The sequence below is a fragment of the Methylobacterium sp. PvP105 genome (assembly GCF_017876975.1).
Taxonomy (GTDB): Bacteria; Pseudomonadota; Alphaproteobacteria; order Rhizobiales; family Beijerinckiaceae; genus Methylobacterium; species Methylobacterium radiotolerans.
The window spans coordinates 1,039,755-1,064,846 of sequence record NZ_JAGIPA010000001.1; the positions used below are offsets into that span (position 1 = coordinate 1,039,755).

Consider the following 25,092-nt stretch of genomic DNA (forward strand, 5'->3'; position numbering starts at 1 on the left):
GCCGCCGACGAAGCCCCGGCCTCCGGGCCGGGGCCACCGCCCCATCCCATCCCATCCCATCCCATCAACAAGGCTGGCCCCGTCCGCCTTTCAAGGACCCATACGACCATGAAGCAGCTCGAACTTTTTCCGTCGACGACTGCCGACGCTGACCGGCTCCGGGCCGAGATCCAGGCCCTCGACGAGATGACCGAGCGCGAGCGCGCCGCCGCGCTGCGCCGCCACCGCTACGTGCGGGCGGTCCAGGACCTCCCGCAGGGACGGCGGGGTGACCGCCACCTGCGGGCCGCGATCCGCGCCGTCTGCGAGCTGAGCGGCGACGTCGATCCGCCCACGCCGCGCCAGGTCAGGACATGGGAAGCGCGGCTTAGGGAGGCCGGCGGCAACCCGGCCGGCCTCGCCGACCGGCGGATGGCGCGGTTGCCCCGGCAGCAGACCCACTGGGCCCCGTGGATCGGCGAGCTTGTCGACCAGGTCGTGGCCGAGGCCGACCCGCGCCTGGGCGTCACGCTGACGGCCATGGCCCGCCTCGCACAGGCGAGGTGCCTGGAAGCGGCGCCTGCGCGGGGCGGCGCGGCCGCCCACGTTCCCGGTTTCCGGACCCTCGTGCGGATGGTCGGCGACCGTCTGCGTTCCCTGCAGCAGGCGTATCGGTACCGGCAGCTCTCGTGCGGGCGTCCTCTCGCCGCGGTCGTCGTCGCCCGGGAAGTCCTGCGGCTCGCCATCCCGGAACTCGGCGCCGACCGCGTCCACCTGGTCACCGCGCGCGACAGCTACAGCGGCGTGATCGTGGCGGCGGCGCTCGGCATTGCGCCGCCGGACGGGGAGGACCTGCTCGGCCTGTTCGGGGCGCGGACCGCGACGGCTGCCGCGGAGCCGCTCGGCGCCGCCCGCCTGTGCATGGGGCTGCCGGAGGTGATCGTGCTGGACCATGATCCCGCCTTCCTCGGCGCCACGTTCCAGCATTCCGCGGCGGCGCTCGGCATCCGGCTGCACTTCGCCGGGGTCGACCATCCGGGCGCTCCCTGCCGGGCAGCGGGCCTGCAGCGCTGGCTGACGGCCCGGGGGGAGGCGGTCGAGGACGCAGGAGGCCTGATGGCGGGGGCGCACGCCTGGCTCGCCGATCTGGACTTCCGCCGCTCCGGAGCGGACCGGCGGACCCCGCTCGACCGCTGGCAGGAGGGGGTCGCGCGCTATCCCATTCGGCTGTCGCCGGGGGTCGCTCCCGCGATCCAGACCGGCGAGGAATCGGGTGGCGCCGACGGCGCCGAGGGGCCTGGCGGCCGCGATGCTCGGCGGAGGCCCTGATGCCGCCGACCCTTCGAAGTCGCCACGTCGGCAAGCCGACCCCGTCGCGCCGGATCGTCACCGGCCGGCGGGACTGCATCACGGGCGAGGTCCCCTCCGGCAAGGTCGGGATGGGCTACCGCATGGTGGCCTACGAGGGACTGCTCGCGCGGGACTTCATCCTGATCCTGGAGCAGGACGATGCCGTCCTGCGCTACCAGGAGGAGCCCGTTCCCTTCCGGTGGCACGACGGCGTCCGGTGGCGCCGCTACACGCCCGACTTCGCCGTCGAGATCGACGACGGGCGGCGCATCTCCGTCGAGGTCAAGCCGCGGAAACGGGTCATCAGGCTGGGCTGGGACGGGATCCGGCCCCGCATCGAGGCCGGCGCCAGGGCTGCCGGCTACGACGGCTTCGAGCTCTGGACCGAGGCCGAGATCGACGCGCTCCGCGTCGCGAACGCCGCGCTCCTCGCGAGCGAGCGCACCTTCGTGGTCGACGAGGCGGAGCAGCACACCATGCGCGTCGTCCTTGACCGCTGCGGCGGCCAGGGTCGCGTCCGGGAACTCCGAGCGGCGTCGGGGCTCCAGGACCGCGCCTTCCGGGCCGTCGTGGCCCTGGTCGCCCGCGGCGAGGCCGAGCTGGCCGACCCCGGCCGGCCCTTCGACGACCACGCCGTGATCCGCCGTCCCGCGAACCCCAGGAGGACACCTTGAACAGGATCGCCCAGCAGTTCCACCTTCCGACCGACGCAGTCGTCGTCATCGACGGCGTCCCCTACGCGCTCGTCACCCGCGAACGGGCGGGCCTTACCCTGCGCCGGCTCGCGGGCGGTTGCGAGACCGTCGTCCTGTGCGACGCCGTCCTGCTGGACCTCCACCGTGGCGGGAGGATGCGCATGGCGGAACCCGATGCCTGCGGGGGGCGGCGCTGAACATGGGCGCGTGCCAGATCCGCGTCCACGAGGGCGCGCTCGTCATCGTCGAGGGCGTCTACCACAAGGTGCTTTCGCGCGACGAGAGCGGCGTCACCCTGCGCACCCTCGGGGCGAGGCCGGTCACGGTCACGAAGACCCACGCCGAGCTGGCCGACCTCTACTTCGGCGAGCCCAGGCGCCTTCAACTGGTGGAGGACACCACCGCCGGGCTGCCCCAAGGCGTCGTGGACAACCTCCTGCGCAGCATCGACACCTTCGACGTCCGCCAGCAGGACGCGGCGCTGATGCGCCTCGACTACGTGCAGGCCTGCGACCGGTGCTTCGCAGAGCGGACCCATAGGAAGGTCCCGACGGGCTACGCCGACATCGCCAAGCTCGTCGCGACCGAGCGCCGGCAGCGGACCATCGAGGACGAGGGCTCCCATCCCGACGACGTGCCGCTCGAACGGGTGAGCGGGTCCACGCTGAAGGGCTGGTACGGGCGCTGGCGCAAGGGCGGCAAGTCCATCGTGGCGCTGATCCCGCTCGACGACCTCAAGGGGCGGGCGGGTTTCCGCCTCGACCCCGAGGTCGAGATGATCATCGCCGAGCGGGTGCGCGAGGACTGGCTCACCCGGAACGGTCCGCCGCTGAGCCACGTCATCCTCTTCGTCCAGGGCAGGATCGAGCGCGAGAACAAGACGCGCATCGTGCCGTTCGACGTGCCCGACGGCATGACCATCCGGCGCTGGGTGAAGGCGAACGTCAGCCAGTTCGACGTGATCTATCACCGTGAGGGCCCCGCGGCGGCGGAGCAGGCCTTCCGGCACGTCAAGAAGGCCCCCCAGGCGACGCGGCCGCTCGAAATCGTGGAGATCGACCACACGCCGCTCGACGTGCTCGTCCTGGAGGGCGACGGCACGCCGGCGCGTGACCGGCGTCGCAAGGACAAGCGCACCAAGCGGGTCTGGCTGACAATCGCCATCTGCGCCGCGACCCGCATGATCGTGGGATTCCACCTCAGCGACGAGCGCCCGTCCTGGACATCGGTCATGCACTGCCTGCGCATGGCGGTGCTGCCGAAGGACCTGACCGGCATCCGTGTCGACACGACCTGGCCCGTGTTCGGCGTGCCGGAGGTGGTCAAGCTCGACAACGGGAAGGAATTCCACTCCCGGTCGATGAAGGCGGCAGCCGGGCAGCTGCGGTTCGAGCTCCGCTACATGCCCCGGCGCAAGCCCCACCTGAAGGGCAAGGTCGAGCGCGCGCTCGGCACGATCGCGCGCGATTTCTGCGCCTACCTTCCCGGCCGGACCTTCCGGGACGTGCGCGAACGCGGCGACTACGACAGCGTCGCGCAGGCCGCCCTGACCCTAGCCCAACTCATCGAGTTCTTCACGATCTGGGTGGTCGACATCTACCACAACCGCAAGCACGGCGGCCTGCTCGGGCGCACGCCCCTGCTGCGCTGGCTTGACCTCGCGGGCTACGGCACGCGCCTCCCGCCATCGGCCGACGACCTCGACCCGCTCATCGCCCTGGTGGTCCCTCGGACCATCCAGCGGAACGGGATCACCTTCCTCGGCCTCACCTACCAGTCCGACGAACTGAAGGGCGTCCGTCGCAGGAAGGGCTTCCACTTCGGCGAGGAATTCCTCGTCAAGGCCGACGCGTCCGACCTCGGTCACCTCCTCGTCCTGGTGGACGAGCAGGCCGGTTGGATCAAGGTTCCCTGCGAAGACGGGTTGGCCGACGGGACGTCCCTGGCGGAATGGCGCGACGTGGTCCGTACGGCGCGTCAGATGACGCAGGAAGGCCAGCGCGTCGCTCGCGCGACACTCGTCCGTGCGATGGAGCTGCTGCGCGCCGAATGCCGCAAGGCCGGCGTCAAGCCACAGCGCTTGGCCAGCGCCGACGTCGACTGGTTCCGCGACCATGCCGACGACCCGATGTTCGAGGTGGCCTGGGACGTCGCAGACGAGGGCGCCCACGAGGAAGAGCGGCTGCGGACCCGACGCCCGCGGAGGGCCACGCCAACGGCTGCGGCCGAGGCCGAGCCGGCACGCGCGCCCCGGGTCGGGCAGGGTGGCCGCAAGACCGCCCCGCGCCCGGTCCGCGCCGCGGAGGACGCCGCGCCGGCGGCCCGCCCGGCCGGTTCGACGCCCCTCGCCGCCGAGGCCGATCCGCCGAGCGTGACGGCGGACGGCGGCGCCGAGCTCGACCCCGACGATCCCGACAACTGGACTGCCGAGTGAGGGCCATTGCATGCCGCAAAGCCAGGACGGGGAAATCTTCCGCCCCGACGTCACCATCCTCCCGGTCGCCCAGGCCGTCCCGGTCCGGCGTGAGCGGTTCGCGATCCGCCTGAGCCCGCTGGACCTCGAACGGCGGGCCTGGAAGCGGAGGGTGGATACGATCCACGTCAACACCGACGTCGTGATCAAGACCGTCGCGCGCTTCGACGAGATGCTCAAGGACCTCGGCGACGATGTCGAGGGTCAGTGCCTCGTCATCCCGGCCGCTTCCGGGGCCGGCAAGTCGCACCTGCTCGCCCGGTTGCAGCTACGCCCGGCGCTCGTGCCGTTCCGCGACGAGTTCGGCCCCGTGCGCCCGCTGGTCTACATCAAGGCGCCGAGCCCCTGCACGCTGAAGACGCTGGGGCTCGCGCTGTACTTCGCCATGACGGAGAAGGAGCTCAGCGCCAACCTGAAGGAGCACGACATCTGGACCAGGGTGCGCCACCAGATGCACGCCCAGCTCGTGTCCATCATCATGATCGACGAGTTCCACCATGCCTTCCGCGGACGGACCAGCGACGAGCGGCGCACCCTGGTCGAGACCCTCAAGAACCTCGTCATCCCGGATCCGAACGATCCGCTTCGGCCGCCCGGCGCGGAGTTGCGCCCGATCTCGCTCGTGCTCTCGGGCATGCCCTGGCTCAAGAGGGTGCTGAAGGAGGATTTCCAGCTTCTCCGGCGCTGCGTCTTCAAGCCGATCACGCCGCTGGGTCACTCGAACGCCTGCGTGAAGAAGGCCACCAAATTCCTGGCGCTGGTCGAGCCGAGGCTCGGCTTCCCGGCCCCGTGCGGCCTCTCGGAGCACGATATGGTGCAGCGCATGCTCAAGGCTTCGAACGGCTACACCGGTCGCATGATGCACTTCGTCAAGAAGGCGGCCTTCCGCGCCATCCAGGCGGGCGCACCGAGCATCGGGCAGGTCGAGCATCTCGGCTTCGTCTTCGAGGAGATCTTCGAGCTCGGCCCGCGCAGGAACCCATTCTTGGTCACCGACATCTCGACCCTGCCGAAGATGAAGGAGATCGAGTTCGAGAAGCTCACGCGCTTGATGGGGACCGCCGAAGCCGGGGCGGAGACGCAAGACGATGACGCCCAGTAGCTCGAACCTGACGCTCGGTACCCGCCTCGACGGCGGGCGGGGGATGCCGGGATTTTTGGCAGCGGGTCGGCTATGCTGCCCCGATGAGCGCAGGGGAAACCAAGCTCGAAATGCTCAGACGGCATGTTCTGCCGTCGGACTTTGCCCACTCGGAGGACAACGGTGCGGCTGACCATCATTCCGCCCGTCATCGACGGGGAATCCGCCGCGGCGCACCTGCTGCGCGCCTTCGACGTCAACGGGGAGCCGTGGAGCCGCGAACGCCTCAGGACCGCGGGCCACTCCATGAGCGACATCCTGCACGGCCGCGCCGCCGGCCCCCTCGCGGACCGGCTCGGTCGGGGCGAGGACGCCTTCCGGAGTTGGACGCCCACCGAGATCACCAAGAGGAGAGTCGTGATCGCGGGCGAGGTGATCCACCGGGATGACTGGACGACGAACGTGCGGCGGTGGTGTCCCTGCTGTTGGCAGGACGATCTCCGCAGGGCGCCGTCTGGACGACACGCGCATTGGAACATCCACCGGCGCTTCTGGTGGGACGTGGCCGCTGTCGGCACCTGCCCCCTTCATCATGTCCGTCTGGCGACCTCGTGCCTGAGTTGCGGGACGGGCGTCACCTGGGAAGCCGGCTCGCTGACGCGTTGCAAGAACGGCCATTCCCTTCTCGCCTGCGACGGCGTCCCGGTCCCACCAGCGACGACGCTGGCGGATGCCTACGTGGTCGGCCGCCTCGGCGGCACGGCCCGGACGAGCGTGCCCCTCCTCGACGGCCTGACGCTCGCCGAGGCCTGCGATGCCATGGAGCGGCTGGGCGTCGCCCTCCTCGGGGGCGCCGACGGGGCCCTCTCGAAGTTTCCGGCGGAGCGCCATCCGGAGGTGTTTTCGGCTGGTCTCGCCACCGCCCGGGACTGGCCGCACGCCTTCGACGCTCTGCTCGACGGGATGGCCCGAGCCGACCATGTCGGGCTCGGCGCCTGGGGCGCCGAACAGGTCTATGGCTACCTGTATCTCTGGGCGAAGCGATTGCCGGCAGGAGCGAGCGGCGACGCGGTCAGGGCGGCGCTTTACGCGCATCACGCCGGCCGGGGTCCGGTTCACAAGACCTCCGTGGTGATCCGGCATGCCGACGTCCCCTCGGTCAGCCTCGCCGACATCGCTGTGCAATGCGGCCGCCGGCCGGAATTCATCGCCGGCTACGTCAAGGCCCTGGGGGCCTGGCCGGAACGAACCAAGAGGGGCACGCCCATCGGCATCGCCCGCGGGACCGCCGCCGAGATCCGGGCGATCCTCGACCGCGCGGTCCGCGCCGAGGATCTGCCTGCGGCGCTCGGGCTGGCGAAGCGCCAGACGAGGATGCTGGTGGCGGCGCGGATCGTCCCGACCGCCGAGATCCACACGCGCGCCGGCATCAAGGCCGACGTCTTCGACCGGGATGCCGTAGCCGCCGTGCTATCCCGGATCCGCGGCTCGGCGCCGACCGTCGAGGCCACCCCCGCAGGCCTCCTACCGCTCGCGCGCGCCAGCCAGCACGGCAAGGTCGACGGCGTGCGCGGCACCTGCGACATGATCCTGGCCGGTCAGGTTCGGGTCAGGGCGGTGCTGCGGGACGTGCCAGGCCTCGCGGGCTTCCTCGTCGACCCGGAGGACATCAGGGCCGCGCGGCGTTCACGCGAAGGCGGGGGCCTCACTCTCGAAGAGGTCGGCCGACGGCTCAGGGTCCCGACGGACAGCGTCGGCCTGATCGTCCGGGCAGGCCTCATGGCGGGGACGGCGATGCCGTGCGGGGAAATCCTCGTCAGGGACGACGCGCTCGCGGCTTACGAGGCCGAGTACGTCACCACGGGTGCGCTCGCCAGGGAGATGGCATCCGGCGCGCGGTGGGTGCGGGAGGCCCTGGACCGGGCCGCGGTCGAGCCGGCCTTCGCGATCACGGGCCGAAAGACTACGACGGTATGGCGCCGAGTGGATGTCCCAATGGACCTTCGGCGCCGCATCACCAGGACGCATGCGCCGCAGCCCTGGGAGTACATACGAGACCGCCGTGCCGCACAAGCGGCGTCGGCGCCAGGCTATGCCCGGAGTGATGAGGGTCTGCGCGCGGCGTCGACGGAGGAATGACGTGACGCTGTTGCGGGTGGCGGCCTATCGGATCGCCCTGCATTGACTGGATTGGATCGCCGCCCTGCACTTGGTCGGGGCGGCCTCTGCCTCGCTTATGGGTTCGTCACCGGCTTGCGAGAACGACACGGTTCCGACGTCCGGCCTCGCGGTACAGGCTGGCGCCTGCCGGTCAATGCCTGCGGGGCGGGGTCGCGGCTTGGGCATCGGCATCGGAGGGGCTGGAGATCCTCGTGGTCTGGATGGGCATGTCGCCGCGCGAGGGGTCGGCGACCGCGACCGCCGGAGTTGGGGCGGGGCATGCTGTCACCGCTTCGCTGGGCTTGCTGCTGAGGAATGCGGTCAACTTCCGGCGCGGGTCGCCTGACGTGCTGGACGGTATCGCAGCGGTGATGGTCACGGGTTACGGCGTCTATTTCCTCTGGCTTGCCTATCCCGGCGCGGCCTGACGGGGCGTCCAAGCCGGCTCGACGGAAATCACGTCGCGATAGGCTTGCGGTGGCCCCGTTCCGCGGTGCGGACCCTGCGATCTACAAGCGGCTTCAAGACTTGCCAGGCTCGGCTTCGGTCTGCGCCATGGCGACCAGCCTTATCCGACGCGGCAATTCGCGAGCGAGGGCGGCCTTCCTGTACGGCGTCATCTTCCGCCACGCGCGTATTTCCGGGACCGTGCGGCCGCAACCGAGACACCAGCCGGTCCGCCCGTCCCACTGGCAAACCCCTATGCAGGGGTCGTCCTTCCTCATGTTAGGGCCTCCCCGCCACGCGACGCATCGGCCGCTGGACATAAATAGGGTACCCCCCTATGTATTGCGAGGACGAGGACGCCATTCATGGCTCACACGATCAAGGACAGGACCAAGCTGCTGGCGCGGGTGCGCCGGATCAAGGGACAGGCCGAAGCCGTCGAACGGGCCCTGGAGGCCGAGCACGGCTGCGCCGACGTGCTGATGCTGGTCGCCTCGATGCGCGGGGCCATCAACGGGCTGACCGCCGAGCTGATGGAAGACCACATCCGCCACCACGTCGTGAACCCGGACGCCGAGCCGGACGCCGAGCGCGCCCGGGGCGCCGCCGAGCTGATCGAGGTGGTGCGGACCTACCTCAAATGACGAGAGCCGCCCCATGACACCGTTCGCCGACCTGCTGCAGCAGGGGACCGCGCATGCCTGGCTGTTCGTGCCGAGCGCCATCCTGCTCGGCGCCCTGCACGGCCTGGAGCCCGGCCATTCGAAGACGATGATGGCCGCCTTCATCATCGCGGTCCGGGGCACGGTCACGCAGGCGGTCCTGCTCGGGCTGGCGGCGACGCTCTCGCACACCGCGGTCGTCTGGGTGATCGCGCTGGGCGGACAGTATCTCGGCCAGGAATGGGGTGGCGAGACGGCCGAGCCGTATTTCCAGCTGGCGTCGGCGGTTCTCATCGTCGGCATCGCGCTCTGGATGGCGTGGCGGACCTGGCGCGAGCAGCACCACGGTCACCATCATCACCATGGCGAGCACCGGCACGTCGTGACCGGCGACGGCCGGTTGACGCTGGAGGTGTACGAGGACGACGTGCCGCCGCGCTGGCGCCTCCGGGCCGGGACGGGTCCGCTGCCCGCGCCGGGTGCGGTCACCGTCGAGACGGTCCGTCCGGACGGCGGGCGGCAGACGTTCGCCTTCGCCGATGGGGGCGACTTCCTGGAGAGCCTGGAGGAGATCCCCGAGCCGCACGCCTTCACGGCGCGACTGCACCTTGACGGGTCCGCGGGTGCGGAAACCCACGAGGTCGCGTTCGAGGAGCACGATCACGACCACGGTCATATGAACCTGGGCGACGAGGACGACGCCCATGCCCGGGCGCATGCGGAGGACATTCGGCGACGCTTCGCCGGGCGTCAGGCGACGACCGGACAGATCGTGCTGTTCGGGCTGACCGGCGGCCTGATCCCGTGCCCGGCCGCCATCACCGTCCTGCTCCTGTGCATCCAGCTCAAGCAGTTCAGCCTCGGCTTCGCGCTGGTCGTCTGCTTCGGCATCGGCCTCGCGGTCACGATGGTCTCGGCCGGGGTGCTGGCCGCCCTCAGCGTCAAGCACGTCGCGTCGCGGTGGTCCGGGTTCGGTGCCTTCGCCCGTCGGGCGCCCTACGCCTCGGCAGCCCTGATCGTGCTCGTCGGCCTCTACACCGGCTGGCTTGGCTGGCAGGGCATCCATCCCGACCCCGCGGCGTACGCGGTCGGGATCGCCCCGTCGGTCAGCCCATCGTAAGCGCGGTCCCGGCGGGCTTGGTCGCCCCGCCGGTCCTCGCCGCGAAAGCCCACAGCCGTCGAGGCGCCGGTGCATCGGCGGATGTGGGCGAGATGGACGCGGCTGCCCGCTCGGAGCGAGCCGGTCGAGCCTCAGTACGCGTGGGTCAAGCCGACGGACTGACCGGGCTGCCACCGCGAAGACCCGCATGGCGGGGTTCCGGCGGCGCATCGCGCCGCACCTTCGCCATTCGGTCGAAGCCGCGGCGCGTGGCGTCCACGGCCTCGTGACCGAAGCGCCCGACGAACATCCGGCTCGGTTCAACCCGGCCGGGCCGCGGGCCAGCGTTGGTGCAGGTCGTCGATGACGAAGGCGTGGGCATGCCGGCGCGTCCCGACGCCTTCCAGGTGCGGATGGCCAGATTCGAGGTCGGGGTGCGCGTGCTCGACGACGTCCGGGTCCGAGGCCGGCCAGAGCGCCGCCGCCGCGGCGATGGCGACCAAGGTCAGTGCGCCCAGCACCGCCAGCGTGACCGGCATGCCCGCCTTCGCGCCGAGCCAGCCGGCCAGCGGGTAGGTCAAGAGCCAGGCGACGTGCGAGAGCGCGAACTGGGCGGCGAACACGGCCGGGCGGTCGCCGGGCGTCGCGGAGCGCCGGAGCAGCCGTCCGGTCGGGGTCTGCGCGGCGGAGTAGCCGATCCCGAGCGCCAGCCAGGCGGCCAGCAGCATGGGCCAGCCGATGACGCCGCCCCAGGTCGTGGCGGCGAAGCCGAGCAGCACGACGCCGAGGAACGCCGCCGCCGGGAGCATGACCGTTCGGTCGGGCAGCCGGTCGAGCACCCGCGGCAGCAGCAGAGCCGCCAGCATCGAGCCGCCCCCGAACAGACCGAGCGCCACCGCGACGTCGTTCTGGGGCCGTTGCAGGAGGGCCTGCACGATCACCACCGTGTTGACGATGACCATGGAGCCGGCCGCCGCCACCGCGAGGTTCAGGGCGAGAAGCCCGCGCAGCCGCGGCGTGGCGAGGTAGATCCGCAGACCGCGCGTGGTGCGCTCGTAGACCCCCGCCCGGCGCTCGGGCGGCGTCGGGGACGGGAGCGCCACCGAGACGACCAGGGCGGCCGAACACAGGAATCCGACGACCGTGCCGCCGAACAGCCAGTGGAAGTCGATGACCGTCAGCAGCAAGGCGGCCAGTGTCGGACTGAGCAGGTTCTCCAGGTCGTAGGCGAGGCGCGAGAGCGACAGCGCCCGGGTGTAGTCACGCTCGTCCGGGAGGATGTCCGGGATGGTCGCCTGGAAGGTCGGCGTGAAGGCCGCCGAGCAGGCTTGCAGAACGAACACCAGCAGGTAGACCTGCCAGACCTGGTCGACGAAGGGCAGGATCAGGGCGACGCCGGCCCGGACGAGGTCGGTCGCAACCAGGAAAGCGCGGCGGGGCAACTGCCCGGTGAAGGCGTTCGCGATGGGCGCCACCAGCACGTAGGCGACCATCTTGATGGCGAGCGCCGTGCCCAGCACCGCCCCGGCCTCGGCCCCGGCCAACCGGTAGGCCAGCAGGCCGAGGGCCACCGTCAGCAGGCCGGTGCCGATCAGGGCGATGACCTGCGCGGCGAACAGGTGCCGGTAGGTGCGGTTCGCGAGGACGCTCAGCATCGGGGCCTTCACAGGTACTTGGCCAGCGCCTTGAACTCGGCCAGCGCCGCCTTGGCGGACTTGCCGCCGTCCGCGACGCCGTCGCCGATGCAGTGCTCCATGTGGTCCTCGATCAGCGTGCGCTTCGCGTTGGCGATGGCGCTCTCGACCGCCTGCAACTGCTGAGCGAGGTCCACGCAGGGGCGGCCCTCCTCGATCATCGCGATGACGCCGGCGAGATGGCCGTGGGCGCGCTTCAGCCGCTTGATGATCTCCGGGTGGGAGGCGTGCACGTGATCCATGTTGACATGCTATCCCCCCGGAGGGGATAAGGGAAGGGTGTTCGACGCGCCGGGATGGACGGCGCTCGCCGGGAAGAGGGTGTCGGGTGTCATTCGGACGGCGTCTCATGACGGTGGCCGTCGCGTTGCTCCTGGCGGCCGTGACGGTGATGCCATTGCTCGCCGAGGCCCGGCACGCGGCCTCCGGTTCCATCGCGCTCGCCATACCGCCGGTGGCGGGACAGGACGACGCCAAGGCCCACCAGGATGCCGATGACCTGGTCCACCACGCGCAATCGCACGCGCAGGGCGTGATGCCCGTCGCCGCCAAGGCTCCCGCGAGCGTGGCCACGTCGGCGGCGCGGTCGTTCGCCCGCCTTGACGACGTCTTCCGAGTCGGGGGCGGGGCGCAGGGACCGTTCGAGCCTCCGAGGGCCTGAGGCTTTCCGCCTCTTCCCATCCTCGAACGACGGCGCCGTGCGCGTGCGGCCGCCCGTCCATGGCACCGACATGTCCAGACGTCTCATTCCCGTTCTGCTGGCCCTCGCCGGCGGCGTCCTGATCGCGACCTGGTGGCCCGGCGCTCCCGATGCGGTCCGCGCCATGCTGGCGGCCGCCAGGGGGGCCGCGCCCGCCAAGCCCGAACCGCACGCGGCGGCCGGTCCGGAGCCGGAGAGATCCGGCCTCGTCAAGCTGACGGACGACCAAGTCGGCAAGGCCGGCATCCGCACGGACTGGGTCGGTGGCGGGAACCTCTCGCGCCACCTGCACGTGCCGGGCACAATCGTCCCGAACGCCAACCTGACCGCCCGCATCGCGGTGAAGACCACCGGCACGGTGGTGGAGCTGCGCAAGGGGCTCGGCGACAAGGTCGCCAAGGGCGAGGTCGTGGCGCTCCTCGACAGCCGCGAGATCGCCGACGCCAAGGGGGAATACTTGGCGGCACGCGTGTCGGCCGCCCTGCAGAAGACGCTCTACGAGCGCGACAAGGAGCTCTGGGACAGGCGCATCTCGTCCGAGCAGCAGTACCTGCGCTCGCAGGCGAGCTACCAGGACCTGAAGGTCAAGGAGGACGCGGCCCGCCGCAAGCTGACCTTCCTCGGCCTCAGCCAAGCCGAGATCCAGGCGTTGCCGAACCAGCCGGAGGCGCAGTTCGAGCGCCAGGAGATCCGCTCGCCGCTCGGTGGCAAGGTCGTGGAGCGGCGCGTCGACCTCGGGGCGGCCGTCGGCCGGGACAACCTGGAGACCGAGCTCTACAGCGTCGTCGACCTGTCGACGGTCTGGGTCGATCTCGCGGTGAGCCCCGGCGACCTGCCGCTGGTCCGCGAGGGCCAGACGGTGGCCGTGCGGGCCGAGGCGACCGGCGAGGCCGCGCGCGGTCGCATCGTCATCATCGTGCCCGTCCTCGACCAGGCCACGCGCGCGGCGCGGGTCGTCGCGGAACTGGCCAACCCGGACGAGACTTGGCGGCCCGGGTCTTTCGTGGGTGCCGAGATCGTGATCTCCGACAAGCCGGTGCGGGTGCTCATCCCGGGCTCGGCCATCCAGACCTTGGAGGGCAGACCGAACGTCTTCGTGCGGGTGGCCGCGGGCTTCGAGGCGCGGCCGGTGAAGCTCGGGCGGTCGGACGACGCCGCCGTGGAGGTGACGGAGGGGCTGGAGCCCGGCGAGGCCGTGGCGGTGGCCAACACCTTCACGCTGAAGTCCGAGCTCGGCAAGGCCGCGGCGGAGGACTGAACCGTGATCCGCCCGATCCTCGCCTTCTCCGTCGCCAACCGCTACGCGGTCATCCTGGTGACGCTCATCGCCACCGCCTTCGGGGCCTGGTCGCTCGCGCGGCTGCCCATCGACGCGGTGCCGGATGTCACCAACAACCAGGTCCAGGTCAACGCCATAGCGCCGGCGCTGACGCCGGTCGAGATCGAGAAGCAGGTCACGGTCCTGGTCGAGCGGGCGCTCGCCGGCACGCCGGGCCTGGAGAGCTTGCGCTCCTTCTCGCGCAACGGCTTCGCCCAGCTCACGGCCGTGTTCAGCGACAAGGTCGACGTCTACTTCGCCAGGCAACAGGTGAACGAGCGCCTGGGCGAGGTGCGCAACACCCTGCCACCCGGGGTCGAGGTCAGGCTCGGGCCGATCTCGACCGGCCTCGGCGAGATCTACTGGTGGGCGGTCGAGTACCAGGCCGCCGGCGACGGCGCCCCGGTCCGCGATGGCCTGCCGGGCTGGCAGTCGGACGGCAGCTACCTGACGCCCGAGGGCGAGCGGCTGAGGTCCGACTTCGAGCGCACGGTCTACCTGCGCACGGTCCAGGATTGGATCATCCGGCCACAGATGAAGAGCGTGCCGGGCGTGGCCGGCGCCGACGCCATCGGCGGCTTCGTCAAGGAGTACCAGGTCAAGCCGGACCCGATGAAGCTCGTCGGCTACGGCCTGGGCTTCGCCGACCTGACCCGGGCCATCGGAGCCAACAACGTGACCCGGGGCGCCAACTACGTCGAGCGCAACGGCGAGGGCTATGTCGTCCGGGCCAGAGGGCTGATCGAGAACGTCGACCAGATCCGCGACGTCGTCGTGGCGACCCGGGCCGGGATACCGATCCTGGTGAGGGACGTCGCCGAGGTCGGGATCGGCCGCGAGCTCCGGACCGGCTCGGCCAGCGAGAACGGCCGCGAGGTCGTGCTGGGCACCGCCCTCATGCTCATCGGCGAGAACAGCCGAACCGTCTCGGCGGCCGCGGACGCCAAGATCAAGGAGATCAACAAGCTTCTCCCGCCAGGCATCCAGGCTCGGACGCTGCTGAGCCGGACCGACCTCGTCGACGCCACGGTCCGGACGGTGTCCAGGAACCTGGCCGAGGGCGCGCTGCTGGTCGTCGCGGTGCTGTTCCTGGCGCTCGGCAACATCCGCGCGGCGATCATCACGGCCCTGGTCATCCCGATCGCCATGATGCTGACGGCCACCGGCATGCTGGCGGGCCGCATCAGCGCCAACCTGATGAGCCTCGGCGCGCTCGACTTCGGGCTCATCGTCGACGGCGCGGTCATCATCGCCGAGAACAGCCTGCGGCACCTGGCGGAGCGGCAGCACGCGCTGGGACGGAAGCTGAGCCTGGACGAGCGGCTGGAGACCGTCCGCGTCTCGGCCGAGGAGATGATCAAGCCGAGCGTCTACGGGCAGGCCATCATCATCCTGGTCTACGTGCCGCTGCTGACCTTCACCGGCGTGGAGGGCAAGACCTTCGCACCCATGGCGCTGACGGTGCTGATCGCGCTCGTGGCGGCCTTCGTGCTGTCCCTGACCTTCGTCCCGGCGATGGTCGCGACCTTCATCACCGGGCGGGTCGGCGAGGGCGACAACCTGCTGATCCGAGGACTGAAGGCGGCCTATCGACCGGTGATGGGCGGGGCGATTCGGACGCCCTTGGCTTTCATAGGCGGCGCGGTGGTCGTCCTCGGGCTGGCCGGGGCCCTGGCGACGCGGCTCGGCCAGGAGTTCACCCCGACGCTCGACGAGAAGAACATCGTCATGGAGGCGCGGCGCATCCCCTCGACGGCCATCACGCAGTCGCAGGCCATGCAGCTCGGCGTCGAGGACGCCATGAGCAAGTTCCCGGAGGTGGCCTTCGTCTACTCGCGCTGCGGCACGCCCGACATCGCCGCCGACCCGATGCCGCCGAACGCCTGTGACACCTACCTGATCCTGAGGCCCCAAGCGGAGTGGCCGGACCCGTCCGAGGCGAAGGAATCGTTGATCGCCCGCATGGACGCCGAGGCGAAGCTGATCCCGGGCACGCTCCTCGGGTTCTCGCAGCCCATCCAGATGCGCTTCAACGAGCTGATCGCGGGCGTTCGCGACGACCTCGCGGTGAAGGTGTTCGGCGAGGAGTTCGGCCCGATGGTCGACGGCGCCCGCAAGATCGCCGGCATCCTGCGCGGCCTGGAGGGCGCCGCCGACGTGAAGGTCGAGGAGGCGGTCGGGCTGCCGTTCCTGGAGATCAAGGTCGACCGGCGCGAGATCGCCCGGCGCGGCTTGAGCATGGCGGACGTGCAGGACGTCATCGGCACGGCGGTCGGCGGAAAGGACGCCGGGCTCGTGTTCGAGGGCGACCGTCGCTTCGCCATCGTGGTCCGGTTGGCCGACGACGTCCGGGGCGATGTCGAGGCGCTGAGGAACCTGCCGGTGCCGCTACCGCCCTCGCAGGCCGCGCCCGCACGGGCGGGCACCGGGGGCCCGGCCGCTCCCGGGCCGGCCGGCGGGACGAGCGTGCCGCTGCGGCAGCTCGCCTCGTTCGCCTTCGGCGAGGGGCCGAACCAGGTGAGCCGCGAGAACGGACGCCGCCGCGTCGTAGTCACCGCGAATGTGCGCGGGCGCGACATCGGCTCGCTGGTGGCCGATGCGCAGGCGCGCATCGCCGCCGAGGTGCGGCTGCCGCCCGGTTACGAGGTGAAGTGGGGAGGGCAGTTCGAGAACCTGACGGCCGCTCGCCAGCGCCTGGCGGTGGTCGTGCCGGCCTGCTTCGCGCTGATCTTCATCCTGCTCCTCGGGGCGCTCGGGTCCGGGCGTGACGCGCTGATCGTGTTCAGCGCCGTGCCGATGGCCCTGACCGGCGGCGTGGCGGCCCTGTGGCTGCGCGACATGCCCTTCTCGGTCTCGGCGGCGGTCGGGTTCATCGCGCTCTCGGGCGTCGCGGTTCTGAACGGCTTGGTGCTGCTCAACCACATCCGCGCGCTCGTGGAGGAGGGAACGGCGATTCCGGATGCCGTCCGCGAGGGCGCCCTGACCCGGCTGCGACCGGTGGCGATGACGGCCTTGGTCGCCGCCCTGGGCTTCGTACCGATGGCCCTGGCGACGGGCACGGGTGCGGAGGTGCAGCGGCCGCTGGCGACCGTCGTCATCGGCGGCTTGGCCAGCGCGACCGTCCTGACGCTGCTTGTTCTTCCGGCGCTTTACGTCCGGTTCGGCAAGGCCAAGACGTCCTTCCGGTCCGCTCCACGAGGCCATGTCGTGTCGTGGACCGACCCACCAACACCTTAGCCGGACGACCTCGTGAGCGGTCGGATCTGGGCGACCGCATCACGGCGGGACAAGGTCCCGGGCAAATCGGGACAAGCTGTGTTGAGAGCGGCGCTGTCGCGGAGCCGAAAACGGGACAAGCTTTCATGAGAGCGTGTCCTGCGCAGCCGCGCGGATGGATCGGCATCACCGAGGCTGCCCGGACCGAATGAGACGGCGCCCAAGCGGCGGGACGGCGTAACCCGATGCGTGCCGCCGTCATTCTTCGCCTTTGGGAACGCCCTGTCTCTGATCGCGTGCCGCCACCGTGGCTCGACGGATCGAGGCCAGATCGGGGGCCACGAGCGGCTGTCCGCCCGGGCTTCCGACCGGCTTGGATGAAAGGTCGCCGTCCGTCGCCCCTACTCGAAAGCCCCTGGGCATCGCACGGGACAACTCGGCGGTAGAGGCTTCTGAGCCAGGCTCATTCCGGCAGGCGCCGCGCCTTCCCAGCCGCCCGTCGGGGGCAGCCGGCGCGCGGCGTCGATGTCGCAGAAGGACCGGGGTGAGGCCACCTCGCCGCGAGTCACGCCCATGGCCTCGTGGCCGGGTTCGCCGGCCGTCCTCGCCGGCGGTGGGGCCGCCGGGGCGCTCGGCTCTCAGGCTGGCCAGTTCGCCGGCCGACCCAGCAAGCCGCGGCCTGGCATGCCGCGGAGCCATGTCACGAAGGCGCTCACCCGCTCGGGCGTGAACTGGTTTCGATGGCCCTGCGTGCTGTGCACGAGATCGCGCAGTTCCTGGGGGACCAGCGGGCCCGACCCGCCCCAGTAGGCGTATTCGCGCCCGAGAAGCACCCTGTCCGTCCGACCGGTGTCGCGCACCAGGTTCGGCAGGCTGGTGACGCCCCCCGGCTCGCTATGGAAGGAATCGGCCTGGACGAAGGTGCCGTCGGCCGAGCGGCGATAGATGTTGTCGCCGTAGATCTGCATGCGGCTGCCGGACATCACGGGTCGCTTGGCGCCGAACCGAGCGTCGTCCCAGTACCGGTCGAAGGTGAGGATCTCGTCGACCCGCATCCAGTAGACGACACGGTCCTTGATCCCGTTCGGGATCGAGCCGGTCCCGACCACGAAGTCCCCGACGCTCGCGTGCTGCCGGATCAGCGGTTTGCACGCGCTCAGCGTGCACACCCGGTGGAACGGATTGGGCGCGAACCCGAGGTCGTGGTCGATCACGTAGGAGTGGACGCGCACGCCGGCCTCAGCACTTGTTCCGCTTGGTCTGGCGCTCCGCCCGCGGCTGGGCGTCGGGCTTCAACCACTCGGGCTTCGCGTTCCTCCGCGGTAGGGCGCCGCGCAGGCTGCCCGCATCCCAGGGAACGGTATCCCCGCCGTAATCCTCGAACGCGCGCGGCAGCGTTTCGTCCTGGGTTCCAGGAGGCCAGATCCCGATCACGCGACGACCCTGGGCGGCGGCCCGCTGCATCACGCGCCCCAGCTCCTCGTCCGCGAGGCAATCGGGAGACAGCACGATCACCCCCAAGTCCTCGTCCGGCGTCTCGGCGTGACCGGCCGGCGCCTCGTCATTTGCGGGTACGGGCTCGTCGTCTTCCGGTGCAACGGGATCCTCGACGTGCTCGCCGTCTTCCCCTTCGTCGTCCTCCTCTTCGTCGGGCTCGACAACGGCGACCTCCTCGTCCACGACCTCGCAGCCCGCCTCGGCCAAGAGCTTGAGCAGGGCCGTGCGTTCCTCGTCGTCGACAGGACCGAGCACGCAAACCTTCGGCATGTGCGGCTTCTCCCCGGTGCCCAGGTCCTTCCGTCGCGCATTCCGCCCGGGAGCCTGGCTCAGTAAAGCTTAGGTGGTCAGCCGCGGTCGGTATGGCAAGGGTGCGTCCGCCGCGTGTGTGGATACAGGCAACCCTGGACTGAGCGCCGGAAAGGTCCGACGATGGCAACCTGAGGATATGCCAACCCGGAGCGGGGAGGGGACATGGATACGGCGCCGCTTAGCCTGAACGGTTATCAAGCCGCGGCGATCCGGACGGACCGGACGCGAGGGAAGGGCACCGGCCTCGACCTGGCCGTGCTCGGCCTCTTCGGCGAGACGGGCAGCCTGCTGAGCGAGACCAAGAAGAAGCAGCGCGACGCGCGGTCCTATCTCGGCTACGAGGCGAGCGTCGTCGAGGAGATGGGCGACGCGCTCTGGTACCTGGCGGTGATCGCCGATCACGCCGGGCTGCGCTTGGGGGATCTCGCCGGCCGGGACCTCGCCGGGGGACCCGAGCCGACCTTCGCGGACGTGCAGCCACAGCGTGCCTTGCCTTTGCACGTCCCGACCGTCGCCTTCGAGCACACCCTGCTACAGCTGGCCGGGGCCGTCGGCCGGCTGGCCGCGCTGGGGGCGCGGGGCGACCTCGCGGGAAGCCCGGACCTCCTGGAGCGTCTCTCCGCAGTGTTCGGCCTTCTCGTCTCGGCCGCGAACGAGGCCGGCGTCACCCTGGAGCAGGCCGCCATGCGCAACCTCGCGAAGGCCGAGGACCGTTGGCCGGCGACGCGCGTCGCCCCGCCGCTGTTCGACGAGGCGTTCCCGGACGAGGAACGCCTGCCCCGCGCGTTGACCATCGACATCTTCGAGCGCACCGGCGGGAACGACACGCGGTACGTCGTGCAGCGATGCAACGGCATCTTCATCGGCGACCGCCTGACCGACAACATCATGAAGCCGGACGATTACCGGTTCCACGACGCCTTCCACTATGCCTACGCCGCCGTCCTCGGCTGGTCGCCGGTGACGCGCGCGCTGTTCCGCCTGAAGAGGAAAAGCGAGGCCCGCGTCGACGAGGGGCAGGACGGAGCGCGCGCGATCCTGATCGAGGAGGGCGTGGCGACGTTCGTCTTCGGTGAGGCGAAGCAGCTCGGCTTCTTCGAAGGACAGCGCCCGGGCGACCTGGGCTTCGCCTTCCTGAAATCGGTGAGGCAATTCGTGCGCGGCTACGAGGTCGAGGCCTGCCCGCTCTGGCTTTGGGAAGAGGCCATCCTCGCCGGTAACGAAGCGTTTCGTTTCTTGCGGGAGAAACGCCGCGGGCGCCTTCGGCTCGATCTGGTCGGGCGGAAGATGCTGGTCGAGGACCTGCCGACATGACACCTGGCGCCTTCATCGAGGCCCTCGCGGCGCTTCGCTTCAGCGACACCTTCAACCCCTACGCCGAGGCCTGCCCGGACCACGACGGCGTCGGTGCGCCCCAGGTCCGGCGTGAGAACCTGCGCCTCGTGCTGGAGGCGGCCCTCGCCGGAGGCGTCGACTCGATCTGGATCGCGCGCGACCTCGGGTACCGTGGCGGGCGGCGCACGGGCCTGGCGCTCACGGACGAGGCCCACCTCTCCGCCCATGCCGGCCTCTACGGTCAATTGCCGCTGGCGCGGGCAACCCGCGGCCCCGCGATGACCGAGCGCACGGCGACGGTGATCTGGCAGGTTCTCCGGGACCTGCGACGTCCGATCTTCCTCTGGAACGTCTTCCCGCTCCATCCGCACGCGTCGGGCGACCCGCTGTCCAATCGCTGCCACACCCGTCGGGAACGGCAGGCGTCCCGCCACCTCCTCGAATGGCTGGTGTCGGAATTGCGGCCCCGGGTCCTGGTCGCCATCGGGAGGGATGCCGAGGCGGCGTTGGCGGACTTGGGTATGGCGGCCGAGCGGGTCCGGCACCCCAGCTACGGAGGTCAGACCGAGTTCGTCGCTCGGATGGGCGAGTTGTACGGCCTACCCGCCAAAGCTCCGCACGCGGTGCAACTCACGCTGCCGTAAGGAAACCGCAGCCGGGTCTTCCCGACGTTGGTCTGGCGGGCCTCCAGGTCAGGCATGATGCACCAGTACGTGATCGTATGCTGGCCCGGGATGAGACGCCTCGAACCTTCCCATCGCGCCGGCGGCCACGCGCACCTATGCCGGCGAGACTTCCAGGGTGCGACGCACCGGTGAACCCTAGGAGTGGGCAAGGGGAAGCCGGATCACCTTGCTTTACCTTAGGCGTGCCTCCGGTCTATCGCCTTGGCGAAGATCCGGCGGACGAAGGGGGGCGGTTTGGACGCGGCGGTTCGTGCGCGATTGCTCGCCTCCATGGAAGCCGGGCGCCTCGTCCTCCTCTGCGGCGCCGGCCTGTCGATGGCGCCGCCGAGTTCCCTGCCGTCGGCCTGGACCGTGGCCGCCAGGTGCTACGACCGCTATGTCATGAGCATCGATCCGGCGTGCCCGCAGGAACTGCGCGGCGACCTGGAGTCCCTGGCGGAGATCTTCGCCAAGGAGGACATGCTCGGGTCGGTCTTCATCGACGCTCTCGTGCCCTGGGAGGATTTCGTCCGGCCGCCCAACGTCGGGCACGCCGCGGTGGCGGACTTCCTGATCACGCGCTTGGCCGCCGGTGTCGTGTCGGCGAATTACGACACCCTGATCGAGCGCCGCGCGCAGGAATACGGGTTCGATCTCCTCGCCTCCCTCGACGGCGACGAGGCAAAGGTCCAGGCCCGCAAGCACGCGCCCCTGCTCAAGTTTCATGGCTGCTCCGTCCGCGAGCGGCGAGCCACGGTCTGGACGGCCTCGCAGCTCACCGAGGACCGGGTGATCGCCGCGCGCATCGAGAAGACGAAGACGTGGATGGCCCACCACCTCCGCGAGAGCGACCTGCTCGTGGTCGGCTTCTGGTCGGATTGGTCCTATCTCAACACCGTTCTCGCCGAGGCGCTGACGGGCGTCGCGCCGCTGTCGGTGACGCTGGTCGACCTGGCGCCCGAGGACGTCCTGCAGGCCAAGGCGCCCGAACTCTGGACCCTGGCCAATTCGGAGAACGTCCGGTTCACGCATGTCCAGCGTTCGGGGGCCGAAGTCCTGGACGAACTCCGGAGGGCGTTTTCCCAGGCGTACCTACGCAAGGTCCTGCACGCCGGGCGCGCCGCGTTGGAGAGCGAGCTCGGGGCGGAGTGCGAGGCGGGCTGGCTCGATCCGCCCGACCTGGGCAGCGAGGAACTCTACGACCTTCGACGGGACGCCGAGGGCGTGCCGGCCACCGCCGCGGCGACCTTGCGGAACCCGGGGCCGTCCGAGGTCCTGGGCTACGCGCACCTGTTGCTGAGGCGTGCCGGTGCCAGCCAGACCCCCGTCGGCTATGATCTCGCGGGCCGCCGGATCAGGGTCGTGAACGGTTCGGGCATGCTGCTCCAGACGGTGCAGGACCGGTTCAGGGAGACGCCGTTCGAGGTCGCCGATATCGTGGTCTGCGCCGGAGCCACCGACGTCGGCCTGCCGTTGAACGTCGTTCGGGAAGGGCGACCGGGCGACATAATCCGGCCGAGCGCCTCCGCGGCATGGCTCGACCTTTCTGCCGCCCGCAGGGAGCTCGACGTGTGATGGACATAGCGACCCAGTCCGAGGTGCTCCTTCGGTCGGCAGGTTATGAGACGTGGACCTGGCCGGGCGGCAGCGTGCCGGTCGTCTGCTTCGAGAACGCAACGGTCGTCGGTTTCCTGCACGTCTTCGCGAGCGGCGAGAGCCTGCTCGCCGATTGGCAGCAAATCCAGCAGACCACGCTCGGCCGGCATGCGGCCTCGTTGCGCTCTGCAGGCACGAAGGCCTGGAACGTTTACGCCTTGTTCCTGGCTTGCGGCTCCGAACCGGCCCTCGCGCGGCGGATCGAGCGGATCGAGGAGGATTTCTCCATGACCCGCAAGATCGCGCGGGGCGACTTGCGCACGGTGGCCGACTTGCGAAGGACGTTGTTGCCCCTCCTGCCGGTCCTCAGCGCACCCGTAATCGGCGGGGCCGATTACCGGGCCCGTCTGCGGGCGCGGTTGAGCGACCTTCCGGACGACGCGGTGGCCGCGTTCCTGGGCGCGGCGAGCGCTTCCGAGGTGGCGCGCATCCTGGTGGATGCGCCATGAGGCTCGACTACCTCGAACTGTGCGGCTTCCGGGGCTTCCTGGAGCGCCAACGGGTCGATTTCGGCACTGGCTTCACCGTGATCTGCGGACGCAACGGCGTCGGGAAGAGCACGCTGTGCGACGCGGTCGAATTCGCCCTCACCGGCCAAATCGACAAGTACCTCGTCGACAAGGCGGCGAAGGAAAGCCTCGACGACTACGTCTGGTGGCGCGGCGAAGGCCACCCGGAGGCGCACTTCGTCACCGTGGGATTCCGCGCCGATGACGGGAGCGGCTTCGCGGTGACGCGCTCGCGCGAGACCGGCGCCGACCGGGACGCGGCACGCATCGAGGCGATGCTCTGCGTTCCGGGCGCGAAGCCCGAGCGGGCGCTCCAGCAGGTCTGCAGGACATCCATCATTCGCGACGAATGGATCGCTGCGCTCAGCCTCGACCTGACGGAAACGCAACGGTTCGAGTTCGTGCGCGCGGCGCTGGGCGCCATCGAGGGTCCGGATTACGCCGCCAAGGCTCGCGAGGCCCTGTCCTCCGCCGAGGCCGTGCACAATGCCGCCGCGCAGTCCTATGAGGAGGCGCGCGCACGTCTGACTGCGGCGCTGACCGACCTGGAGCAGATCCGGGACGTCGCCCTGCAGGCCGGGGACGTCGCGGCCGTCCTTACCACCCTGGACGAGCTAACGCCCGGGGCCGGCCCCGACCTGGGAGCTCGGGTCGCGGCAGCCCGGAAGGCGCTGGCCAGGCGCCGGTCGAACCTCGGCGAGATGGGATGGGTCGCCGACGAGGCTCGCGCGGTGGCCGCATTGCGCGACACGGTCGCGCGACACGGCGACAGCGCAGGCCGTGACGCGGCGGCGGTGGCCGAAGCCGAGATCGCGGTCCAGGAAGCCCGCCGCCAGCTGCAGGCCGCCGAGGCGCGCCTGGACCGGGAACAGGAAAGCGACGGCCTCGCCGCGTCGCTCGCGATCCTGGTCGATCACGGCAGCCGGATCGGCCTGCATGACGACCGCTGCCCGCTATGCCGCGCGCCGCAGGGCGCCCCCGAGTTCGAGAAGGGGCTCGCATCCGCGCGCGAGCGCCTCGCCGCCCGGCGGTCGGCAGTGCCGGAGGCGCGCGGCGAGGTCGCGGCGGCCCGAACCCGGGTCGAGGATGCCGGCGAGATCCTGAAGCAGGCCGAGACGGTCGTCCATCGGCTCGCGTCCGCCCAAGCCGAACTGGAAGCCCGGGAAGAGGCGCTTTCGGCCGAGCTCGTGCGACGTTCCCTGGATGGAGGGCTGGCCTACGACCCAGAGGCCCTGGAGGAGGTGGTGCAGGCCGAACGGAGTCGGTTGATCGACCTGGAACGAAGCATCCTCACCTTGGAAGCTTCGCAGGCGGTGGAACGCGTAACGGAGCTCGAAGCGCGCCTCGAAGCGCTCCGGGCAGAGGCCGACGACGCGAGCGACCGGCTCGCGCGCGCCCACGCTGCGGTGAGGACCACCCGGACGCTGGACCGTACGGTCCGCAGGACGAATGCCGAGATCATCGACGAGCGCCTGGCGGTTATCAGCCCGCTGCTGAACGAGCTGTACCAGCGGCTTCGCCCGCATTCCGAGTGGCGGTCCATCGATTACGGCATACGCGGCGACGTCAGGCGTTTCCTGAGCCTGCGGGTCGGCAACGGCTTGAACCCGCAATTCGTGTTCAGCAGCGGGCAGAGGCGCGCGGCCGGGCTGGCCTTCCTCCTCTCCGTTCACCTGTCCCGGCCTTGGTGCAATTGGCGGACGCTCATGCTCGACGATCCGGTCCAGCACATCGATGATTTCCGGGCCTTGCACTTGGTCGAGGTCCTGTCGGCCCTGCAGCGGTCGGGGCGGCAGATCGTCTGTGCCGTCGAGGATCCGTCGTTGGCGGAATTGCTGTGCCGGCGCCTCATGAGCGAGCCCACGGCGCTCGGTCGCCGCCACGACCTGGATCTTGTTCCCGGCGGGGGTGCCTCGGTCACTCGCTCGACGGACATCGCACCAGCCATGGTCGGCGTGCTCAGGAGGGCAAGGGACCTGAGCGCGGCGAGCTGAAACGGCCTTGATTACCGACGGCGTCGGGACTGTGCCCGCCCCGGACCGGTGTTTCGACCCGCGGTCCCCGATTTCGTGACCTCGACGAGGGAAGAGGGCAGGGAGCTCGACGACCGCCTCGCAAACGCTCCCCGCTCTCCGCAGACCGCGTCCGACGTGGGTGGCGCCCTGCCCGCCGAAAGCGGAGAGCATTCCTGCGCGCGGCAATTCCGGGGAGTGGATGCCCGATCAGGCCGCGAAATCGAAAAGG

22 protein-coding genes are annotated in these 25,092 nt (G+C 70.5%); 17 read left to right on the forward strand and 5 right to left on the reverse strand.

All coding sequences use genetic code 11. The features are described from left to right. Positions 1-108: 108 nt before the first annotated feature. The 7 genes from J3A75_RS04895 (at position 109) to J3A75_RS04925 (ending at position 8,166) form a co-directional block, all read left to right on the forward strand. The gene (locus tag J3A75_RS04895) at positions 109-1,308 is read left to right on the forward strand and encodes a hypothetical protein (protein WP_122160811.1); all 1,200 of its coding nucleotides are present in this window, start codon (positions 109-111) and stop codon (positions 1,306-1,308) included. After that, positions 1,308-2,003 carry a TnsA endonuclease N-terminal domain-containing protein gene (locus J3A75_RS04900; protein ID WP_122160810.1) on the forward strand — a complete coding sequence of 232 codons (696 nt, stop codon included), beginning with the start codon at positions 1,308-1,310 and terminating at the stop codon, positions 2,001-2,003. Before J3A75_RS04895 ends, J3A75_RS04900 begins: the two co-directional genes overlap by 1 nt. Continuing rightward, positions 2,000-2,221 carry a hypothetical protein gene (locus J3A75_RS04905; protein ID WP_122160809.1) on the forward strand — a complete coding sequence of 74 codons (222 nt, stop codon included), beginning with the start codon at positions 2,000-2,002 and terminating at the stop codon, positions 2,219-2,221. The genes J3A75_RS04900 and J3A75_RS04905 overlap by 4 nt, the downstream gene beginning before the upstream one ends. A gap of 2 nt (positions 2,222-2,223) precedes the next feature. Continuing rightward, the gene (locus tag J3A75_RS04910; protein WP_245364369.1) at positions 2,224-4,458 is read left to right on the forward strand and encodes a DDE-type integrase/transposase/recombinase; all 2,235 of its coding nucleotides are present in this window, start codon (positions 2,224-2,226) and stop codon (positions 4,456-4,458) included. A 10-nt stretch (positions 4,459-4,468) separates the two neighbouring features. Next, positions 4,469-5,599 (forward strand): ATP-binding protein, encoded by a 1,131-nt coding sequence (locus tag J3A75_RS04915; RefSeq protein WP_122160808.1) that lies wholly within the window; start codon positions 4,469-4,471, stop codon positions 5,597-5,599. 123 nt (positions 5,600-5,722) lie between these two features. Beyond that, the gene (locus tag J3A75_RS04920; RefSeq protein WP_245364368.1) at positions 5,723-7,717 is read left to right on the forward strand and encodes a TniQ family protein; all 1,995 of its coding nucleotides are present in this window, start codon (positions 5,723-5,725) and stop codon (positions 7,715-7,717) included. Between the two features lie 233 nt (positions 7,718-7,950). Next, entirely contained in the window at positions 7,951-8,166 is a 216-nt protein-coding gene (locus J3A75_RS04925) for a hypothetical protein (protein ID WP_122160807.1), read from the forward strand. A 93-nt stretch (positions 8,167-8,259) separates the two neighbouring features. Here the strand turns inward: J3A75_RS04925 and J3A75_RS04930 are convergent, their stop codons facing one another. Further along, complete coding sequence (locus J3A75_RS04930) at positions 8,260-8,505, reverse strand: DUF1289 domain-containing protein (RefSeq protein WP_306424667.1); 246 nt, start codon at positions 8,503-8,505, stop codon at positions 8,260-8,262. 45 nt (positions 8,506-8,550) lie between these two features. Between J3A75_RS04930 and J3A75_RS04935 the strand changes: the two genes are divergently transcribed. Together J3A75_RS04935 and J3A75_RS04940 are read left to right on the forward strand one after the other, a co-directional pair. Then, positions 8,551-8,829: a metal/formaldehyde-sensitive transcriptional repressor gene (locus J3A75_RS04935; protein WP_050735140.1), complete on the forward strand. Its 279-nt coding sequence runs from the start codon at positions 8,551-8,553 to the stop codon at positions 8,827-8,829. A 13-nt stretch (positions 8,830-8,842) separates the two neighbouring features. Beyond that, complete coding sequence (locus J3A75_RS04940; RefSeq protein WP_122160805.1) at positions 8,843-9,967, forward strand: nickel/cobalt efflux transporter; 1,125 nt, start codon at positions 8,843-8,845, stop codon at positions 9,965-9,967. Between the two features lie 299 nt (positions 9,968-10,266). Here the strand turns inward: J3A75_RS04940 and J3A75_RS04945 are convergent, their stop codons facing one another. Together J3A75_RS04945 and J3A75_RS04950 are read right to left on the reverse strand one after the other, a co-directional pair. Continuing rightward, complete coding sequence (locus tag J3A75_RS04945; RefSeq protein ID WP_122160804.1) at positions 10,267-11,601, reverse strand: MFS transporter; 1,335 nt, start codon at positions 11,599-11,601, stop codon at positions 10,267-10,269. A gap of 8 nt (positions 11,602-11,609) precedes the next feature. Further along, a complete protein-coding gene (locus J3A75_RS04950; RefSeq protein WP_122160803.1) occupies positions 11,610-11,882 on the reverse strand; it encodes a metal-sensing transcriptional repressor in 273 nt (90 codons plus the stop codon). A 107-nt stretch (positions 11,883-11,989) separates the two neighbouring features. Here J3A75_RS04950 and J3A75_RS04955 point away from each other — a divergent pair, with 107 nt between their 5' ends. From J3A75_RS04955 to J3A75_RS04965, 3 genes are all read left to right on the forward strand, one after another. Beyond that, the gene (locus J3A75_RS04955; RefSeq protein ID WP_122160802.1) at positions 11,990-12,301 is read left to right on the forward strand and encodes a hypothetical protein; all 312 of its coding nucleotides are present in this window, start codon (positions 11,990-11,992) and stop codon (positions 12,299-12,301) included. A 70-nt stretch (positions 12,302-12,371) separates the two neighbouring features. Continuing rightward, positions 12,372-13,598, forward strand: a complete 1,227-nt coding sequence (locus tag J3A75_RS04960; RefSeq protein WP_122162802.1) for an efflux RND transporter periplasmic adaptor subunit — start codon at positions 12,372-12,374, stop codon at positions 13,596-13,598. Between the two features lie 3 nt (positions 13,599-13,601). Next, positions 13,602-16,895 carry an efflux RND transporter permease subunit gene (locus J3A75_RS04965; RefSeq protein ID WP_122160801.1) on the forward strand — a complete coding sequence of 1,098 codons (3,294 nt, stop codon included), beginning with the start codon at positions 13,602-13,604 and terminating at the stop codon, positions 16,893-16,895. A gap of 617 nt (positions 16,896-17,512) precedes the next feature. On the opposite strand, the gene J3A75_RS04970 is transcribed toward J3A75_RS04965, so the two are convergent. Both J3A75_RS04970 and J3A75_RS04975 read right to left on the reverse strand, forming a co-directional pair. Next, positions 17,513-18,106 carry a hypothetical protein gene (locus J3A75_RS04970; RefSeq protein WP_122160800.1) on the reverse strand — a complete coding sequence of 198 codons (594 nt, stop codon included), beginning with the start codon at positions 18,104-18,106 and terminating at the stop codon, positions 17,513-17,515. 7 nt (positions 18,107-18,113) lie between these two features. Continuing rightward, the gene (locus J3A75_RS04975) at positions 18,114-18,641 is read right to left on the reverse strand and encodes a hypothetical protein (protein ID WP_122160799.1); all 528 of its coding nucleotides are present in this window, start codon (positions 18,639-18,641) and stop codon (positions 18,114-18,116) included. A gap of 204 nt (positions 18,642-18,845) precedes the next feature. On the opposite strand from J3A75_RS04975, the gene J3A75_RS04980 reads away from it, so the two are divergent. From J3A75_RS04980 to J3A75_RS05000, 5 genes are all read left to right on the forward strand, one after another. Then, positions 18,846-19,997: a nucleoside triphosphate pyrophosphohydrolase family protein gene (locus J3A75_RS04980; RefSeq protein ID WP_209649745.1), complete on the forward strand. Its 1,152-nt coding sequence runs from the start codon at positions 18,846-18,848 to the stop codon at positions 19,995-19,997. Next, entirely contained in the window at positions 19,994-20,662 is a 669-nt protein-coding gene (locus J3A75_RS04985; protein ID WP_050735148.1) for a uracil-DNA glycosylase, read from the forward strand. The genes J3A75_RS04980 and J3A75_RS04985 overlap by 4 nt, the downstream gene beginning before the upstream one ends. Before the next feature lie 312 nt (positions 20,663-20,974). Then, a complete protein-coding gene (locus tag J3A75_RS04990; RefSeq protein ID WP_122160797.1) occupies positions 20,975-22,258 on the forward strand; it encodes an SIR2 family protein in 1,284 nt (427 codons plus the stop codon). Further along, positions 22,258-22,788, forward strand: coding sequence for a hypothetical protein (locus tag J3A75_RS04995; RefSeq protein ID WP_122160796.1), 531 nt, complete (start codon positions 22,258-22,260; stop codon positions 22,786-22,788). Before J3A75_RS04990 ends, J3A75_RS04995 begins: the two co-directional genes overlap by 1 nt. Then, the gene (locus tag J3A75_RS05000; protein WP_122160795.1) at positions 22,785-24,842 is read left to right on the forward strand and encodes an AAA family ATPase; all 2,058 of its coding nucleotides are present in this window, start codon (positions 22,785-22,787) and stop codon (positions 24,840-24,842) included. Before J3A75_RS04995 ends, J3A75_RS05000 begins: the two co-directional genes overlap by 4 nt. Positions 24,843-25,092: the final 250 nt, after the last annotated feature.